Raw genomic sequence first — 18,109 nt, 5'->3', positions numbered from 1 at the left:
GATCCGCGTTAGCGGAAGCCCCCGGAAGTTCTACGATTCGGGGGCTTCTCTTCAAGAGCGCCCCCGCCAACCGAGTTTTAAGGACTTTCGTTACTGATTTTATTATGAAGTAAAGATTGTCGTTCAAAATTGATAAGGAGATAATTACGATGAGCGTTTCCACCAAAGTTGAAGTACTTCCCGAAGTTGCAGCATTTCTGGATCAAAGTCCGTTTGCGGGTTTCGTTGGCGGCCGCGAATTTCCGGCTGCATCTGGAGAATTGATTGCCACAATCGATCCCGGTTCTGGAGAAAAAATCGCAGAGATCCATGATCTGGATGCAGCGGAGATCGATAAAGCCGTCGATATTGCCAATGAAGCCTTCCCGGCCTGGTCAGGGTTATCTCAGAAAGAGCGGAGCAGTATTCTGCGAAAACTGGCTGATGCGGTTGAAGAAAGAAAACCAATCCTGGCACAAATTGAAGCCTTGGATGCTGGCAAAATTGAAGCTCAGGCTGCTGGTGATATCCAGAACTTTGTGGATACCCTCCGCTACTTTGTCGGACTAGCCGATGAGGTTCAATTGCGAACAACACTGGATGTTCCGGGCCACGATGCCTGGACCTTCAAACAACCCTGGGGAGCGTGTGCGTTTATCTTCCCCTGGAACTTTCCATTTCTGCTCATCGGCTGGGGAATTTCGCCTGCTCTGGCAGCAGGAAATACGGTCATCATTAAGCCCGCGGAAGATACTTCGCTCTCCGCAATCTACCTGGCTCATCTTGCTAAAGAAGTGGGTGTGCCCGATGGTGTGATTAATGTCGTCACCGGACGTGGTGCGACGGCTGGTTCTGCACTGACGAACAATTCGAAAATTAAACGGATGTCCTTCACAGGTTCGCCCGAAGTTGGACAACTGGTTGGAGAGGCCTGCGGGCGCAATCTGGTTCCGGTCAAACTGGAACTGGGAGGCAAAGGAGCGGCGGTTGTATTTGATGATGTCGACGTGAAGTCAACGGCAGAAGCTCTTGTCGGTGCCATCACCTTCCACACCGGTCAGGTCTGTTGCGATGCTACCCGCTGGTTGATTCATCAGGACATTTACGATGAATTTGTCGGGTACTGCAAGGATCTCATGCAGGACATTAAAATCGGACATCCACTCGATCCCGAGAGTCAAATGGGGCCAGTTGTTAATCCAAAGCAACACGAACGCGTGCTCGGATATCAGACCAAGGGAAAAGCAGGCGGAGCGGAATGCCTCTGCGGCGGCGGTCCTGCTGAGGTGGAAGGATACGAGGGCAATTATGTCAAACCGACATTGCTGGCAGGTTCTCTCGACAATGTCGCAGCCCGTGAAGAAATCTTCGGGCCGGTTGCTTATCTCTCGACATTCAAAACCGAAGAGGAAGCGATCGCAAAGGCCAACGATACCGATTACGGTCTAGCCAACAGTGTCTGGACTAAAGATGACGATCGCGCCAACAGAGTCGCTGAAGCGATGACAGCTGGAAACAGTTGGATCAACGCACACAACGTGTTTGCCCATGGCGTCCCTTATGGTGGAGTCAACAAGAGTGGAATGGGGGGTGGCGTGCTCTCCATCGAAACACTGATGGACTACTACCGTAGTACTTCAGTTGTTAGACCACTCTAAGAAGTCCAATAAGCTGAAACCCGAACTCATAACGTGTGTCATTTCGAAAAGGGTGGCGGGGGCGCTCTCGAAGAGAAGCCCCCGAATCGTTGAGTTTTCAGGGGGCTTCCGCTAAGGCGGATCGCCCCCGCCACCACATATCAATATTTTCAGATCACGTATCGTCTGACGTTCTGAATCTCTCTGCTCAAAGAACTGCGAACGTAAAATGAATCAGCCTCGCAACGTCATCCATCCTCGTGATGAAATCATGCGAACGATGGACCGCATTTATCGTTATCGAATGACAACCACGTCTGGTGGTAATCTTTCAATACGCGATTCTGCAGGGAACATCTGGATTACACCCGCTCGTGTCGATAAGGGTAATCTCACTCGGAACGATATCGTTTGTGTGCATCAGGATGGCTCGATTGACGGACTTCATCCTCCTTCTTCGGAGTTTCCTTTTCACAAGGCGATTTACGAAACTCGACCGGATATCAACGCCATTGTACATGCGCATCCGGTTGCACTGGTCGCGTTCAGCATTTCCCGGCAGACCCCCAATACAAGGCTGTTCCATCAGGCACATAGTGTTTGTGGAAAGGTCGGATTTGCTCCTTATGCCTGTCCGGGCAGTGAGGCTCTCGGTGAAAGCATTGCCAAGATGTTCGCACAATCGTGCGACAGTGTCATTCTTGAAAATCACGGCGTGGTTGTTGGGGGAAGTGATCTGGCACGAACCTTTGAGCGATTTGAAGCGTTCGAGTTTGCAGGCAAAACGCTCGTCAAAGCAAATCAATTGGGAGAGGTACGCTATCTGACTGATCAACAATTGAAACAGGCTGCTCAACGTGGTGTCGATTTTGAATCGTATGATCCCGGTGTCGCCTCGGCGAAGGAACAGGAACTGCGTCGACAGCTTTGTGATTTCGTCAGACGCGGATGCCGGCAACGATTATTGATTAGCACGGAGGGAAGTTTTTCCGCTCGCGTCGATGGCGAATCGTTTCTTATCACGCCGACACAAAAAGATCGTGAACTGTTACGAGCCGAGGATTTTGTACTCGTCGATGGAGATCGTCGTGAAATCGGCAAACTGGCCAGTCGAGCCGCACGTGCTCATCAGACGATTTATCAAAAGCATCCTCACGTGCAGGCGATTGTGTTTGCACACCCCGTCAATGCAACGGCTTTCAGCGCGACGGACGTGCCATTGGATGTTCGCACGATACCGGAAAGTTATGTCTTTTTGCGAGATGTGCAACGTGCAGAGTACGGGGTTCAATACGGAAATGATGGTGGGATAGCCAACTACGTCTCGGCCAGCAATCCGGCTGCTATTCTGGAAAACGATGGTGTGCTCGTCACCGGTTCGAGTGTGCTGGACGTCTTTGACCGTTTAGAAGTTCTGGAGTCAACTGCAGAAGCGGTCATCGACGCCCAGGCGATCGGCAAAGTATCGGTCATGCCTGATAGCGTCATCGAAGAATTACGTGAGGCATTTCATCTCAAGTAAAATACTCATTAAACTGCTGATTGGTCTCATAATGAAATCCAACTTAACGCGTCATCTGCTTACCGTCTTGCTAACAAGCCTCATGGCCTACTCACTCGCTCATGCAGACGACAGGCCAAATATGATTTTTATCATGGCCGACGACATGGGCTATGGAGATGTTCAGGCTCTAAATGCAGACTCGAAAATTCCGACGCCGAATTTGAATCAGCTGGCTTCAGAGGGGATGAATTTTACGGATGCACATACGCCATCGGCCGTTTGTACACCGACACGTTATGGAGTTGTAACAGGGCGATATTGCTGGCGAACATACCTGAAAAAAGGCGTGCTGAATGGCTACGGCACACCGCTGATTCAAGATGACCGCCTAACAATTGCTGAGTTTCTCAAAGACAACGGTTACGCCACAGGTGTCGTTGGAAAATGGCATTTGGGGCTCGGTTTTGTAAAGGATGGCGATCAGTTCGATTTCTCGAAACCGGTCAGCAATGGACCGCATACTCATGGGTTTGATTATTCTTACATCATCCCGGCGTCTCTCGATTTTCCACCCTATGTGTATATTGAAAACGGGAAAATCACAGAGTATCCCGAGTTGACTCAGCAAGCTCAAAAATTTCCGGCCTTTCTTCGTAAGGGAGAACGAAGTCCTGATTTGGTCATGGAGAATGTTCTGGATGATATTGCAGCTCAGGCCGAGAAGTATATTGCTGATCGAGCCGAGAAGTCTTCTCCCTTCTTCCTCTATGTCCCGCTAACGGCTCCTCACAAACCGGTCATGCCTCATCCCCGGTTTCAAAATCAGACAGACCTGGGGCCATACGGAGACTTCGTGCATCAGGTTGATGCGACGGTCGGAAATATTCTCAAGTCGATTGATGATGCGGGTGTGCGTGACAACACACTTGTCGTTTATACGAGTGATAATGGCTCCTACATGTATCGACTTGAAAATGATGATAAGGATCATGTCGATGAAGAATCGGTGCAGGGATATCGCCCTGAGCATCACATGGCAAACGATAGCTTTCGCGGCACAAAAGCCGATGTCTGGGAAGGTGGACATCACGTGCCGTTTTTTGTCCGCTGGCCAGGAAATATCAAAGCTGGAGCCAAATCGAAGGAGACAATTTGTCTGACCGACTTTTTCGCCACTGCAGCCGATGTGATCAACAAAGACCTGCCGGAAGGGGCCGCTCCCGATAGTTTCAGTCTCTTACCTTTGCTGAAAGGTGAGACTCGAAAAACATCACGTGCTCCAGTGATTCATCACTCGGCCAATGGAATGTTTGCCATCCGTGCTGGGGAATGGAAACTGGTGTTAGGGAATGGTTCAGGAGGTCGGCAGGCACCGAAAGGAACTCCGTTCGAACAGCCTTACTTTTTATTCAACATGCAGGATGATCCTGCTGAAACGAAGAATGTGATCGAGTCTCACCCTGAGATTGCCAAGCGACTGGAAACGGAATGCCTCAAAATTCGCGATTCAGGTTCGAGTAAATCTATGGAGTAGTTCAAGCGTACAAGCACTACGTGCTTGTAATTATTGTTTAATAAACTTATGGCAAATTCAATTGTTTTTGAATCTCGTTACCATTTCTCAGAATCGTTACAGAAACCATTTGAGCAGGTTTGAAGTTGTCGGCTCCGTGAATTAGCAAGTCGGTTTCTGTGAGCAGATCCAAAGTGCCATCAAAGCTGGTGATGATATCGCCTTCTTTGAAGCCGGATCGCCGGGCAAAGTTGTGAGGCGGATATTTGCCGACATGCTGGATACGTAGAGCAAGTTGATCGGCAGGTATTTTTGCCTGCTCTCGTTCTTCACTGGTCAGTTCTTCAAGTTTCATCCCCCCGAAGTACTTTCTTCGAAGTTGCCAGGTAGAAACTCGCCAGGAGATATCGCCGTTTCGACGCCAGCCATCCTGTAGTTCAATAGTCAACTTCTGTGGACGTCCATTGCGAACAACTTCCGCTGTCAACTGATCGCCTTCAGGGTTTGCTTTGTCGAGTACCCATTGAACATCGGCAATAGAGAGGAGAGGTTGATTTTGCAGAGACACGATTTCATCGCCTGCACGTAAACCTGCTTTCGAGGCAGGTGTGTTTGAGGTGACTTCCTTAACGGTTGCTTTGGATTCGGGATCGAGAATCAAGCCGATTGATTTCGGGTGCGGGTAAGGGAACAGCAAATCTTCCGGTAACTTTTTTCCCTGACTCCAGTAGTAATCCCGGCGAGCATCGCCGATTTGATGACAATGAATACAACTCTTAACGACATTGCTGTCGGCGAAATCGATTGAATCTCGATATTTATCTTTGAGTGACGGATATTTTTCGGGCGACGCATATTCGAGGGGCTTTCCGCGTTTGCCAGAAAGCTCTGCTTTGTTAGACGGGTAATTCTGATGCAATTTCAGGGCTCCCTGAAGAGCTTTGGCTAAGCCCGTCAGAGAAACATCCTCGTACCAGTCGGTACGGTGTGAGCGGGTGCCGAAGCGGCCGTAAATTGTGCCATCGGCATTGAGCATGAAGACGGCAAAGGATTGATCGGTATCGTACTGAAACAATGAAAGATCGAGACCATTTGTGGAAACGATTCGCACGCAGACGAACTCTTTAAGCAGCGGTCGAATGACAGGATCCTGATCGACAAGTTCGTCATCCAGTTTCACACAGGCCACGCAGGGGATACAGCGTAAAACGACAACAAGAGGTTTGCCGGTCTGACGAGCCTGTTCGAATCCTTTGGCCAGATCGTTGTAAATCCAGAAGCCATCTTCAAGGACTTTCTGACGATCCGACCGGACTTTTTCTTCACGGGATTGAGCAAAAGAAATCGAAGCAGGGATCAGAGTCAACAACAGGAGACAGAGCAAATTTCTGAATGACATTGCCTAATCCTTAGAATTAAAATTTCAGCAGCCAAACATTTTGGAGTCGAACGATCCTCAGAAGAATGATCAGCTGTCGTTGATGTTATCTTGATCGGCTTCGATTTTAAAGACAAGCAACTGGAAATGTCCGATGGATGGAAATGAACGAAGTTGCAGGTCGGCATCGTAAACGAGCGGCTCCCAGCCGCGTTGCTGGGCCATTCGGACAAACTCGAGGACGAGAGCGCGACCGGGATCTCCAATCCAGATTTGCCCACCTGGTTTGATCAGTTGTGTGATTGTCTCCAGCAGCGGCTCGTGAAATCGAGCTTCGTAAAGGACATCCGAAGCGATGATCCAGTCCCAGCGTTTTTCTTTGGGAGGATGAAACCAGTCGAGTTGCAGCAATTCATAATTCTGTAGATTGTTTTGTCGGGCGTTATATTCCGAAAGCTGCAAAGCTTCGAGTCGATTGTCGCTGAAGGTCACTTCGATTCCATTAGTCATCGCTGCTAGGCCAACAAGTCCACAGCCGCAACCGATCTCCAGCAATTCTTTTGAATGCGGATCTTTCAGCGAAGCCATGATGTTGGCAAAAGATCGAGCTGCTGGCCAAAGGTAAGCCCAGTAGGGGACATAATCTGTCTGCCGATTTTCTTCGAGGACCTCAGGGCGATCGAGCAAGGCATCGGGATCTTCGGGAATGGTCAACTGAAGTGTACGGACTCCCAAATCAATTTCTTCATCTCGCCAGAGATCAATGCAATCAGGGAGTGAGGTTTTATGAGCTTTTGTCAACGACATCTCGATAATAGAATTCAGCAGGAAGTAATACGCGGTTTAGGGCTTCGCAGAAATCTGGCATTCACAAACCTCTGCCATGCAGCGCGGGCAACCCTTGCAGTATTTCTTGGCGACAGCCTGCTCCAGATCAATCCCCGTCAAATTGGCCAGTGTAACCAGCCAGGCGAGCACATCGGCAAATTCGCCAGCGAGTTCTTCTCGATTATCCGAGCGCAATGCCCCGGCCAGTTCGCCGACTTCTTCCATAAACCACATGAAGGTTCCATCGACCCCGCGTTGGGAGTCTTTGTGACCAAACATCTCCTGAATCGATTTTTGTAACTTGTTGACCGTCAGCTGAGAGTCGTTTTCGTGTCCAGGTTTTTTCGACGTCATTGTCATTAGAGATATTCCAATATCAGACCATTTTAAATGGTTTCTACAGTCGCATAAACACGAAATGTCCTGAAAACGCCGTGTTTGCTCCTGCTGAACGTTGCAGGTAATTATTGAATATGTTCGAGAGCGCATCTGAAGTCATGATATCTGATTGAGGTGAGATCAGAAAAGTGTTTTGAGACGCGAACGAATCAATGAGGGGCATATTTTGTTTTCAGAGAGAGAAAATAGCTTTCCAGGAATTTGAATGAGAGTACGCTGCAACCAACTGAAAGTCCTCCGACAACGATCAAGCCGAGCGGTGATTCTGTAATGCCCCAATATTCACGCACAAGCACTCGAATGATTTGATGGTACACATACAAGCCGTAACTGTATTTTCCGAACCAGCGGAGAATACGAGAACGTAAAGTTTTTTTGAGTAACGAATCCCCTACGCCAAGCACCGTACAGAAAATCGGTAAGTAAGCCGCGGCTATCAAGGTGGGCAGGATGAAAATCAAAATGGGATCTTCGATGCGAAAGCCTCGAAAAATCAGAAACAGACAGGCTGTCGCTCCAAGAGATATTGTGCCAATGATTTGGGGAAGTCGATAATTGGGTTGCTCACTGGTAAACCGTAATGCAATAAGGGCTCCAATGGACAATCCATCCAATCGACAGAGCGGAAAGGCGTATTGAGTCGCCCATGATTGAGTCGTCAGCAGGATCCCGAATCGACAAATAAGAGAGCAGGCAATGGCGGCTATTAAAATCCGATGAAGTCTCTTTCGAGATGTGTAAAATACAAGAAACGGCCACACCAGATAAAACTGTTCCTCAATACACAAACTCCAGAAATGATTCAGGAGCGGAGCTTCAGGCCAGTCATACAAGGCAACACGGATGTTGAAGGTGTAAGTAAAATGATAGACCAGATCGCTGAAGACCTCCCGGAAAGGGGAGATATTCAGACAACTCAAGAGAAGGACAATACCGAGTACAAAGAAGTAAAGCGGAAATATCCGCAGAGTTCGTCGAATATAGAAGTTTTTGAGTCGGTGCTCAGCCTCTTTCTGTGTGATGAGAATTGATGTGATCAAAAACCCAGAAAGCACGAAGAACAGATCGACACCAATCCACAGACTGCCAAAGACGAGATCAAGAAAAGAGAGAGCAGGGATCGTATGAGAAAACCGCAGGCAATGAAAAAGAATAACGGCAATGATTGCCAGCCCGCGAATCCCATCCAGTTCTTCAATCTTTTTCATACACCTGACTGCTTATCAAAGAGGAGTTTGAAATGGATTGAAGAGAGACGTGAGAAAACTACCTCAGGACAGCCGCCAGTTCCTGCTCACAATTAGCGACAATTTGGGCATGAGCAGTATCGACTTCTTCGCCGGTCAGGGTGCGTTCTGCTGACCGAAACGCTGCTCGCACAAGATAAGTCTTCTTTCCGGATTCGATCGGCTTGCCGCGATATTCGCTGACGAATTCCACACCCGTGAAAAGAGGTCCACCGGATTTAGTAATCGTCCCGGACAACTGCTGCCACGTGATTTCATCGTTGATCAGGAAGTTGAAATCCCGTTCGACTGCTGGGAACTGTGGAATTGCCTGTGCCTGAGGAGCCTGGTCGAGAATGTCAATCAGCGGCTGCAATTCAAACTCAGCAGCAGTAACCGCATCTCTCAAGCCCGCTTGATCCAGCACCTTTCGATCCAGTTCACCAATCCAACCCCAGTCTTTCCCGTTTAAACTCAGTCTGGCAACTCGGCCGCTCGCATAGCCCGTTGCTTCACAAGCAGTTGCTTCGAAGTGGAGTTGTGGGTTCAAAGTGCTGACGAGCGTTTCGAGCAAACCTTTGAGTTCGAAGAATGATTGACTGGTCACGCAGCCAACGGAGAGCGGCTGAATCGCTCCCACTTTGGTCCAGCCTGTGAAGACTCGCGAGATTTCGTAAAGTTGAGAATTGCTGGTTCCAGTTCGTTCATTCGCTCGACGAGAAACCAGCAAGCTTGGAATGAGTGATGACCGCAGCTGATTGTCTTTCTTCCGTGATGAATGCTCGACCTGCAATTGTGTTTCGAGTCCACGCGGGTTGAAGGCTGCAGAAAGTTCGGCTGAGACAAACGACATCGTAATTGCTTCATAGAAGCCCGCAGCATTGAAGACATGATGAACGATATCGGTCGTCCGATCCTGGTCGGACTTAGCCGTCGCACGAACCAGAGGAGGATCGTTTTCAGGAATTTGATCGTAGCCGTAGATGCGGGCGATTTCTTCAATCAGGTCTGCTTCCCGAGTTAAATCTGCACGCCAGCTGGGAGGAGAATAGATGGCAGACTCGCCTTGAAAATCATGCTCGGTCAAACCAAGTTTTTTCAGAATCTCTCGGCTCGCATCAACCGGCACATCAATTCCCAGAATCCGAGGAACCTGAGCGAATCGTAATGTGATCCCCTCTGGTAATACTGGCTCAAAATTTCCGACCTTGATCGAATCTTCCAGGATCTCACCGCCTGCGACCTGCACAATCAATTCGCAGCAACGTCGGCTCGCCCAGTCGATTTGGCGAACATCAACTCCTCGTTCGAAACGGAAAGAGGAATCACTGAACAATGAAAGTTTGCGAGCTGTTCGGCGCACTGATAGAGGAGCAAAGTTGGCCGTTTCAATCAGCAGGTCAGTTGTTGATTCATCAACCTCGGTCTCTTTGCCGCCCATCACACCAGCAATAGCAACCGGATTAGACGCATCGGCAATAACGCACATCTGCTCATCCAGTTCGTAGGCCTTGCCATCAATCGCCTGAATCTTTTCCCCTTTTTTCGCCTGTCGGACGACAATCTTCTTTCCATCCAGTCGATTCAAATCAAACGCGTGCAATGGCTGGCCGCATTCGAGGAGCACATAATTAGTCACATCGACGACATTATTGACGGATCGCAGTCCAAGAGTTTCCAATCGCTTTCGCAACCATTCCGGACTTGGGCCAACTTTCACGCCCCGAATGATGCGTGCCTGATACTGAGTACAATGTTCGGGCGATTGATTCTCGACCGAAGTGACATCTGAAGTTTTTTCGGAAGAAGTGGAAATCTCTGCGGCTGGGATCTGTAATGTCTTATCAAACAGTACAGTCAACTCCCGCGCCACACCGATATGTCCCAGACAATCTGGACGATTGCTGGTCACTTCCAGATCGATGGCGAAATCATCACCCTGAGACTCAATCTCCTCGAGATTCAAACCGGACATCATCAGCTTTTCTGCAGCCGTGACGTGATCGCAATCGAGGGTGACGTAATCTTTTAACCAGTTCCAGCTGACTATCATGTGATCGGGTTTCGGGACTCGGGGTTCGGGTGTCTGGAGATCTTCGCAACTTACAGGTTGAATTTATTTGTCGTTGATAATCTGCAGCAGCTGATCTTTCATCGCAGCTGTGACTGACATACCGTTTTTCGAATAGATGGTTGCATTTCCATCTCGATCGATGAAGTGGCCGCCGGCTTCTTCGAGAATCGGCAGCAGAGCTGCTGCGTCCCATTCGCTCAGTACTGGGTCAACCATAATATCGGCTCGGCCCGTTGCGACCAGGATGTGTCCGAAACAATCACCCCAGCCTCGGGTCAATTGCACGCCATTGCAGAGAGTATAATACGGTTTCGAGAGACCTAACTGTTCCCAGCGGGCGACATTGGTTGTGCAGAAGCAAGCCTCTGAAAGATTGGTGTTCGTGGAACAACGTGCGGGAATCGGTTCGTTCTCTTTAATTTTCCACCAGGCTCCTGAACCTTTGGCTGCATACACCACTTCATCGAGAGCAGGAAAACGACAGACGCCAACAACACAATGCCGCTCATCATTCTTGCCGATCTCTTCCAGTCCAATCAGGCAACCAAACAGGGGAACGCCATGCACGAAAGACTTTGTGCCATCAATCGGGTCGAGAATCCAGCGAAACTGATTCTTCCCCGGCTTCTCCGGAAATTCTTCGCCGAGAATTCCATCCTCTGGAAAACTCTTTTCCAGCAGTTCCCGGATTAACAATTCCGCTCCGCGATCAGCTTCGGTCACGGGCGTGTCATCTTTTTTGGAATCGATCGCCAGATCCTGATTCTGATAATACTTCAGAATCAGATCCTGAGCCTGCTCAGCTGCATCGAGAGCGAATTCGAGACGTGATTGATAATCGGTATTTGGCATAGTTGATTATTATTTGAATTAGAAAACAGGCATTGCCTGTAGAATGTTTGATTTCATCACAAATTATTAAATAGTATCCGTGTACTTCAATCTTTGAGTCGATACAAATGCTCGCCAGCCTTCCGGACCAGCAGGATTCCCTCATCTTCACGATTGGCGAAGGATTCGATATCGATGGTCTCAGGATCGCGATAACCGAGGCTGATTTCTTCACAAACCTCTTTCGGAATCTGCGAAGCGAGAGTCACTTTGACGCGTGGGGATTCAACGCCATCCTCGAATGTTCCACCACCGCGAACATGAGTTGAGTGAGCCAATACGCCGCGAGGAATATGACTGAACTTTTCTGGTTGTTTCACAAAATAATCTCGAACATGATAGCCGATTTCGCGAATCAAATCGCCATGCGTGATCGAGATTTCCGTTAAATGAGGTGCATAGATAATCAGCTCGCCTCCATCTTCGACAACAGGTTCCAGCTTATACATACATTTTCCAGCCACCCACAATTCATCGTACATTTCGGGGGCACAGGACAGGATTTGCTTGAACGGCTTATCCTGCCATTTGATGTGGACCTGCGAAGAAATATCGGCCGCAGCATTCCACGCAAACTCGGGTGTGCCGTAGGAAAGTCCATACAAACTGGCATCGGGAGCGACGACAAATGTCATGGCCCGTTTCTCACACGGAATCAGTTTGGCGGCTCGATCGACTACGCGACGGACGGGAGTGTCTTTAACACCAATAATTGACGCATTTGTAATTAAAGCTCCCAGCCAGTGAAAGAAATTGAGCACTTCCGGACCGGATATCCCAGGGAAGAAATACTTGTTCCCTCCTGAAAACCCGACTACCTCATGCGGAAAAACAGGGCCAACAACGAACAGCATGTCGTAATCGAGAATTCGTTTATTGATTTTGACGGGGACCTCTTCCCGCATCAGCCCGCCGGAAATTTCTTCGGTGTCATCTTCGGTCAACACTCCGAGTTGCGTCAATCGCTCGTCTTCATCCCATTCGTGATTGAACAATCCGAGCTGAAAAAAGAGCCGTTGCCGTTCGGTTTCATCAATTCCGAGCAGTTTGCACATCTGAGCTTCGGACATTGGAGGATGGGTGCCGAGGGCGAAAATAACATCCAGTGCCTCAGTTTTCGGCTTGAGCAGTCGATGAAGTTCATCAAATAGTAGAGGAAGTGGAGCGGTGCGCGTCGCGTCGGGGACAACCATCAGCACTTTCTTACCGACAAAATCCTCCAGAACCACGTTCTCCTGAATCCAGGTCCGAACGGCTGCTTCCGACATCGTTTCCAGTTTTTTTGATTCAATTGTTGATGTCATAACTGATTTTCACCAAAGACGTTAGCCTCAATATCGTCGACGAGTCTCAACTCGTTTCCTGCAAGCAGGTCAGCTTAGCAGAGTCGACATAGAGGAACCAGCCAAGACAATTATGCCCTTAAGAGATTCTATAATTTTAAGGCGTCCTCGCTAAAATGAGGCAATAGCCGTTCAGCTCAACTTAAATTTTGGGTAATAAAAGGATTAAAAGCGAAAATAGTGGATTGTAACGCATAAGACTTTGGGTTGTGTGGCACTGGCTTGGTCAGTGCAAGTCGCGACTAAGACTGAAGTTATGATGCACGGGCCAAGCCAGTGCCACCCTAAATTTTAGTTGGAACAGAGTAATAGAGCCGCATTAGAAACCCTGGATGGATCGCCATGAAAATCCTTATAACGATAGGAAGTGAAGTTTCGATTGAATTCGATCGTGTTAAATTTGTCCAATTCCCTCACGAATATCAGGTTCCCGATATTTCAAAATTCATTCCAGGTCGGCCAGGACGGGGATTGAAGTTTCGCAGCCTGCTCGAATCCCTCAAACCTGAGGGAGTGGATATTGAACTAATCAGCCTCAAGGCCAGTCACGATCAATTTGAAAAGTCGATTCAGTGGCAACTAATCCCCGTGGGGGCTGTACTTGTCTATGAGATTCATGGAGAGGAAATCCCCCTCGAAAAGGGAGGCCCCTTTCGCTTATATGTTCCGGGAACGGTTGTTTGTGGACAGGCAGAACTCGATAACTGCGTTAATATCAAGCATTTGGATCGTATTGACGTTGAACTCGTCACAGTGTGAATAGATTGCGTATTTTTCCAATTGACAAAAAAGAGCAAATTTGACTTGTCAATCAATTTTTTCGAGGGTAAAAATCACCGCACCAATCTCAGACAGAGTTTGAGAACTGGTGTGAACGAATGGATGGATTCCATTCGGATCGCGAATTCTCAGTCTTGAAGACTGAATTCCCGTGACTTAAATTTTTGATCATTCGGTCGAAAGAAAGGCTCAAGGATGAGTTGCATATCGATCTACCGCCCCAGCGGTACCGCTCTGGACGAACCTTCTATCATTCCATTTCCGCGGCTTAGAATCAAAGCATATCGTGAAGAAGAACTGGGTTCCTCGACTTTGAACCGTGCTCGACTGCTCCACGAGAACACCAGCTGTTGTTCCTGCGGATCCTGTGCCGTCGATCCCATAGAATTGAACGATGCCGATTTGAACTCCTCAGGTCGAACAATTCCCGGCACAGCCACAATCGTCGCCTTCCACTGCAACAAATGCTACCATGAGTGGCCAGTTCGGTCGTAATACCGGATTGCTCTGTCTATGGTATGTCATTCGACGTGTGCCACTGCTGGCCAGACCTGCAGTGATTGGCAGAGTGCATCCAGAAACACGCTGCATTTGTTATTAATGGATATGCTCAAATGTTACGATCATCGGTCATCGTTACCTCATTCCTGACGATACTGGTACTTAATCCCGTCACCCTTCAAGCCGGAGATTGGCCTCAAATCCTGGGGCCAAATCGAAACGGGGTTGCTCGTGGTGAACAACTCGGTCTGAACTGGGACGAGGCGGGACCAGAAAAAATCTGGAAAGCACCTGTCGGTTCCGGGGTAGCGGGTGTCGCTGCCAGTGATCAGATTGCCGTTTTCGTCCACCGGATTGATGATGAAGAAATCGTCGAAGCTCGCAATCTCACTGATGGTCAACTCAAGTGGACAACGAAGTTTCCCACGAACTATCAGCCTCGCGTCGTGCCGGAAGATGGACCGCTTTGCGTTCCCACAATTGCAGGCGATCGTGTAGTCATCTTTGGTGCCAGCGGAGACCTGCATTGTTTGCAACTTTCTGATGGAAAAGTGATTTGGACGCGACAGACGCATCAGGACTTTGGAGCCGATGAAGGATACTTTGGAGCTGGTAGTGCTCCTGTCATCTTCGAAAACGCGGTTCTGGTGAATGTCGGCGGGTTCCGTCAGAATGCCGGCGTGGTCGCATTTGATCTCAAAACTGGCAAAACTCTCTGGCAGAATGGAGCCTGGCAACCGAGTTATTCTGCTCCTGTGCTCACCGAATTCAACAATCAACCCATCGCGATCTTCTGCACGCGATACGAGACTGTCGGACTCAATCCCAAATCCGGTCAACTTCTCTTTCAAACGCCTTTCGGTATGCGGGGACCAACCGTCAATGGAGCTGCTCCGCTGGTTATCGATGATCATCTCTTTTTGACAGCCAGCTACGGGATTGGAAATGTCTGGGCGAAGTTCGATCAACAATCCATTGAAGTCCTCCACAGTGGACTCGAACCGCTGGCTTCTCAGTACACGACTCCCGTGCCGGTGAATCAATCGCTCATTGGTATTGATGGACGCCAGGATGGGCCACCAGCCGATCTTGTCAGCTTTAATCCGGAGACTGGAAAAGAAAACTGGCGTCAATCCGGTTTCGGCTACGCGACGCTCATTCGCGCCGACAAGCATTTGCTGATCATGAAAACCGATGGAGAACTCGTCATCGCCAAAGCGGACGATGCGAAGTATCAGGAAGTCAAACGTGCTCAACTCCTGACGGGAACGACCCGAGCATTACCGACTCTCTCGAACGGCTATTTGCTCATCCGCAATGATAATGAAGTCGCCTGCTTCAATTTGAATGCTGCTGAATAGCGAAAACTGAATCACTCATCGTGAAAACGAATAATTTTCCACTTGTGGATTGTTCATGCGTGAACAAAGTGATGTGTTATGGTAGGATTTGGGTAAACGTTTTTACATTATCGATGCGATGCGCGATCGAAACACGATTAACTTCCCAAATTGAGATATTCCATGCCAACTTCGATCGTCGCTGTCTGCCCGCATTGTGATAAAAAGCTGAAAATCAAAAAACTTGAACTGGTCGGTAAGAAAATTCGCTGTCCACAATGCCGGGAACCCTTCCGAATTGAGCCTCAAACATCAGAAAAAAAGAAAGAGGACAATCCCTTCTCTTACGAAGATGATGACTGGCTGGATGGAGTCGACGAACTGGAAAAGTCGGGAGAACGAATTGAGTCCGACGATTTGCCACCTGCTCCAGCACCCGTCACCCGAAAAGTAAATACTCGCAGTAGTGAAGCGAAGGTCAAATCCTCCAGTTCACAAAAGCGAAGTCAGTTTCAGTCGTATGAGGGACTGGGCATTATTGGCTGGGTGATTGGAGGCTGTGTAGCGGGTTTTATCGGGGCTCTAATCTGGGGTGGAATTGCTTATGCAACAGGTTATGAGGTCGGTTGGATCGCGTGGGCAATTGGAGGCATGGTCGGATTCGGCGTGCTGATGGGAGCCGGGGAGAATGCAGATACCGCTTCGGGAATCGTCGCTGTTTTCATCGCCATAGGCTCTGTATTTGCGGGCAAAATCTTTGCGATCTGGATGTTTTTTATGGCCCTCATGCCGGCGGTCAATGACTTGGAAGAGTTCAAAGCCAGTGACTCGTACATGATTTCCGAATATGCCGATGTCATCGTCGAAGAGAAAGAAGCTGCCGGCCTCGAAATTCAATGGCCAGAATATGAGGATGACGATAACACGGATTTCGAAAATTACGATTATTCCAAGGATTACCCGACCGAGATTTGGAAGCAGGCAGAAGTGCAGTGGGCTGCTCTTTCCGCCGAAGAAAAGGCTGCCAAAATCAAAGAAGCCGAAGAATTCGAGGGGGCATTCAATGTGACTGCATTGTTTGGGTGGGCTTCCATCGTAACTGTATTTACGACTTTAGGCCCGTTCGATGCACTATGGATTCTCCTGGCAGGAGCGACGGCTTATCGAATTGGATCGAACAGTTTTGAAGGAGATTGAGTTTCCTGCGAGGTCTCAATTCTTTAGCTCATATTCTTTAATCTTGCGATATAGCGTTCGCTCTCCAATGCCTAGCATGGAGGCGGCTTCTTCGCGTTTGCCGCCTGTCATTTCCAGCGCTTTTTCGATGTAGTATTTTTCCACATCACGTAAAGGCTGGCCAACGAGTTGATCGTATCCCAGACCAATCCCAGCCAGATGCTCAGCGGCTTCTTCTTCGTTGTATTCCAGTGGGGCAATCTCTTCAGGGAGATCGTCAAGATCGAGAATACCATCGGTATCGAGTAAGACCATGCGTTCAATTGCATTGCGTAATTGACGAATATTGCCGGGCCATTCGTACTCCATCAGAGAATGCCGAGCCGCACGAGAGGGGCCAGTGACTTCTTTATTGTATCGCTTCGACATATCTTTGAGAAAATGATCGATCAGTAGCGGAATGTCGACTCGACGTTCGCGTAGTGGCGGCAGATAGATCGTCACAACCTGCATGCGATAATACAGATCCTGTCGAAAAGATCCTTCTTCGACCATCTCCTGCAGCGGAGCATTCGTCGCTGCGACCAGCCTCACATTGATCTGCTTCTCTTCGTTGGTTCCCAGTCGGGTTATTTTTCGATCTTCCAGCACTCGCAGCAGTTTAATCTGTGTTTCCATCGGCATTTCGCCAACTTCGTCGAGGAAGAGAGTGCCACCAATTGCGTATTCGAATTTCCCAATCCGCTTTGTTGACGCTCCGGTAAATGCCCCCGGTTCATGGCCGAACAGTTCGCTCTCCAGAATACTTTCCGGCAGAGCAGAGATGTTCAATGGCACGAAGGGTTTGTTTTTACGATCGCTGTTTTGATGGATCGCGCGGGCAACGAGTTCTTTTCCGGTTCCGCTTTCTCCCTGAATCAGCACCGTTGCATCTGTTGGAGCGACGTTTTTCAGTTTTTCGATCAGTTTGTGCATGGCCGGACTGTTGCCAATCACACCCTCAAATCCAAACTTTTCATCGAGTCTGCGATTCAACTCCGCATTCCGCCGAATCAGCCGTACACGCGTCGCTGCTTTCTCGACCGCTGTTCGTAACTCGTTGATATCGAGCGGTTTGGTCATGTAGGTGTAAGCACCGCCCTGCATAGCGGCAACCGCAGAGTTGATCGTTCCGTGACCGGTCAGCAGAATCACTTCGGCATCGGGCAATTCTTTTTTGGTGCGTTCGAGAATATCGAGACCATCGTAATCGTCCATCATCAGGTCGGTCACAACAACGTCGAAATTCTCACTTTCGATCAGTTCGATGCCTCGCTTGCTCGACGCCGAAACCGTGCAATCGCAATTGATCCGTTTCAGCGCATCGGCGACCGCCTGAGCGTGCGGCTCATCATCATCGACCACCAGGACGCGAATCCCATATCGATTCAAATCATTCTTATCTGCGGGCATAATTGAGAGTTATCTTGTCTGTTTACACAAAGCGGTTGTAGTCCCATGGGATTGGATTTACAGCACTATAGCATTTCCAGGGTCGGTT

At 48.9% G+C, this 18,109-nt stretch carries 15 protein-coding genes; 7 read left to right on the top strand and 8 right to left on the bottom strand.

Annotated features, from left to right (window positions below):
* Positions 1-149: 149 nt before the first annotated feature.
* From Pan54_RS13990 to Pan54_RS13980, 3 genes are all read left to right on the top strand, one after another.
* Complete coding sequence (locus tag Pan54_RS13990; protein ID WP_146504066.1) at positions 150-1,637, top strand: aldehyde dehydrogenase family protein; 1,488 nt, start codon at positions 150-152, stop codon at positions 1,635-1,637.
* Between the two features lie 208 nt (positions 1,638-1,845).
* Positions 1,846-3,138 carry a class II aldolase/adducin family protein gene (locus Pan54_RS13985; protein ID WP_146504065.1) on the top strand — a complete coding sequence of 431 codons (1,293 nt, stop codon included), beginning with the start codon at positions 1,846-1,848 and terminating at the stop codon, positions 3,136-3,138.
* Positions 3,139-3,169: 31 nt separating this feature from the next.
* Positions 3,170-4,654: a sulfatase family protein gene (locus Pan54_RS13980; RefSeq protein WP_207310141.1), complete on the top strand. Its 1,485-nt coding sequence runs from the start codon at positions 3,170-3,172 to the stop codon at positions 4,652-4,654.
* Between the two features lie 46 nt (positions 4,655-4,700).
* Here the strand turns inward: Pan54_RS13980 and Pan54_RS13975 are convergent, their stop codons facing one another.
* The 7 genes from Pan54_RS13975 to Pan54_RS13945 form a co-directional block, all read right to left on the bottom strand.
* A complete protein-coding gene (locus tag Pan54_RS13975; protein WP_146504064.1) occupies positions 4,701-6,032 on the bottom strand; it encodes a Trx7/PDZ domain-containing (seleno)protein in 1,332 nt (443 codons plus the stop codon).
* Positions 6,033-6,101: 69 nt separating this feature from the next.
* A complete protein-coding gene (locus tag Pan54_RS13970; protein ID WP_146504063.1) occupies positions 6,102-6,818 on the bottom strand; it encodes a class I SAM-dependent methyltransferase in 717 nt (238 codons plus the stop codon).
* 36 nt (positions 6,819-6,854) lie between these two features.
* Positions 6,855-7,193 carry a MazG nucleotide pyrophosphohydrolase domain-containing protein gene (locus Pan54_RS13965; protein WP_146506440.1) on the bottom strand — a complete coding sequence of 113 codons (339 nt, stop codon included), beginning with the start codon at positions 7,191-7,193 and terminating at the stop codon, positions 6,855-6,857.
* Positions 7,194-7,387: 194 nt separating this feature from the next.
* Positions 7,388-8,446: an acyltransferase family protein gene (locus Pan54_RS13960; RefSeq protein ID WP_146504062.1), complete on the bottom strand. Its 1,059-nt coding sequence runs from the start codon at positions 8,444-8,446 to the stop codon at positions 7,388-7,390.
* A 58-nt stretch (positions 8,447-8,504) separates the two neighbouring features.
* Entirely contained in the window at positions 8,505-10,517 is a 2,013-nt protein-coding gene (gene pheT / locus Pan54_RS13955) for a phenylalanine--tRNA ligase subunit beta (RefSeq protein ID WP_146504061.1), read from the bottom strand.
* 63 nt (positions 10,518-10,580) lie between these two features.
* Complete coding sequence (locus Pan54_RS13950) at positions 10,581-11,390, bottom strand: inositol monophosphatase family protein (RefSeq protein ID WP_146504060.1); 810 nt, start codon at positions 11,388-11,390, stop codon at positions 10,581-10,583.
* 86 nt (positions 11,391-11,476) lie between these two features.
* Entirely contained in the window at positions 11,477-12,733 is a 1,257-nt protein-coding gene (locus tag Pan54_RS13945) for a lactate racemase domain-containing protein (RefSeq protein ID WP_146504059.1), read from the bottom strand.
* Between the two features lie 381 nt (positions 12,734-13,114).
* On the opposite strand from Pan54_RS13945, the gene Pan54_RS13940 reads away from it, so the two are divergent.
* The 4 genes from Pan54_RS13940 (at position 13,115) to Pan54_RS13925 (ending at position 16,590) form a co-directional block, all read left to right on the top strand.
* Complete coding sequence (locus tag Pan54_RS13940) at positions 13,115-13,531, top strand: molybdopterin-dependent oxidoreductase (protein ID WP_146504058.1); 417 nt, start codon at positions 13,115-13,117, stop codon at positions 13,529-13,531.
* A 216-nt stretch (positions 13,532-13,747) separates the two neighbouring features.
* Complete coding sequence (locus Pan54_RS13935) at positions 13,748-14,047, top strand: hypothetical protein (RefSeq protein ID WP_146504057.1); 300 nt, start codon at positions 13,748-13,750, stop codon at positions 14,045-14,047.
* A gap of 119 nt (positions 14,048-14,166) precedes the next feature.
* Positions 14,167-15,414, top strand: a complete 1,248-nt coding sequence (locus Pan54_RS13930) for an outer membrane protein assembly factor BamB family protein (RefSeq protein WP_146504056.1) — start codon at positions 14,167-14,169, stop codon at positions 15,412-15,414.
* A 162-nt stretch (positions 15,415-15,576) separates the two neighbouring features.
* Complete coding sequence (locus tag Pan54_RS13925) at positions 15,577-16,590, top strand: hypothetical protein (RefSeq protein ID WP_146504055.1); 1,014 nt, start codon at positions 15,577-15,579, stop codon at positions 16,588-16,590.
* Positions 16,591-16,605: 15 nt separating this feature from the next.
* Here Pan54_RS13925 and Pan54_RS13920 read toward each other — a convergent pair whose 3' ends face one another.
* Positions 16,606-18,021 carry a sigma-54-dependent transcriptional regulator gene (locus tag Pan54_RS13920; protein ID WP_146504054.1) on the bottom strand — a complete coding sequence of 472 codons (1,416 nt, stop codon included), beginning with the start codon at positions 18,019-18,021 and terminating at the stop codon, positions 16,606-16,608.
* Between the last annotated feature and the right edge of the window lie 88 nt (positions 18,022-18,109).

Origin of the sequence: Rubinisphaera italica (genome assembly GCF_007859715.1) — a bacterium.
GTDB lineage: Bacteria > Planctomycetota > Planctomycetia > Planctomycetales > Planctomycetaceae > Rubinisphaera > Rubinisphaera italica.
Note: the sequence above shows the minus strand (reverse complement) of the source record. Positions and strands in the feature narration are given on the sequence as shown.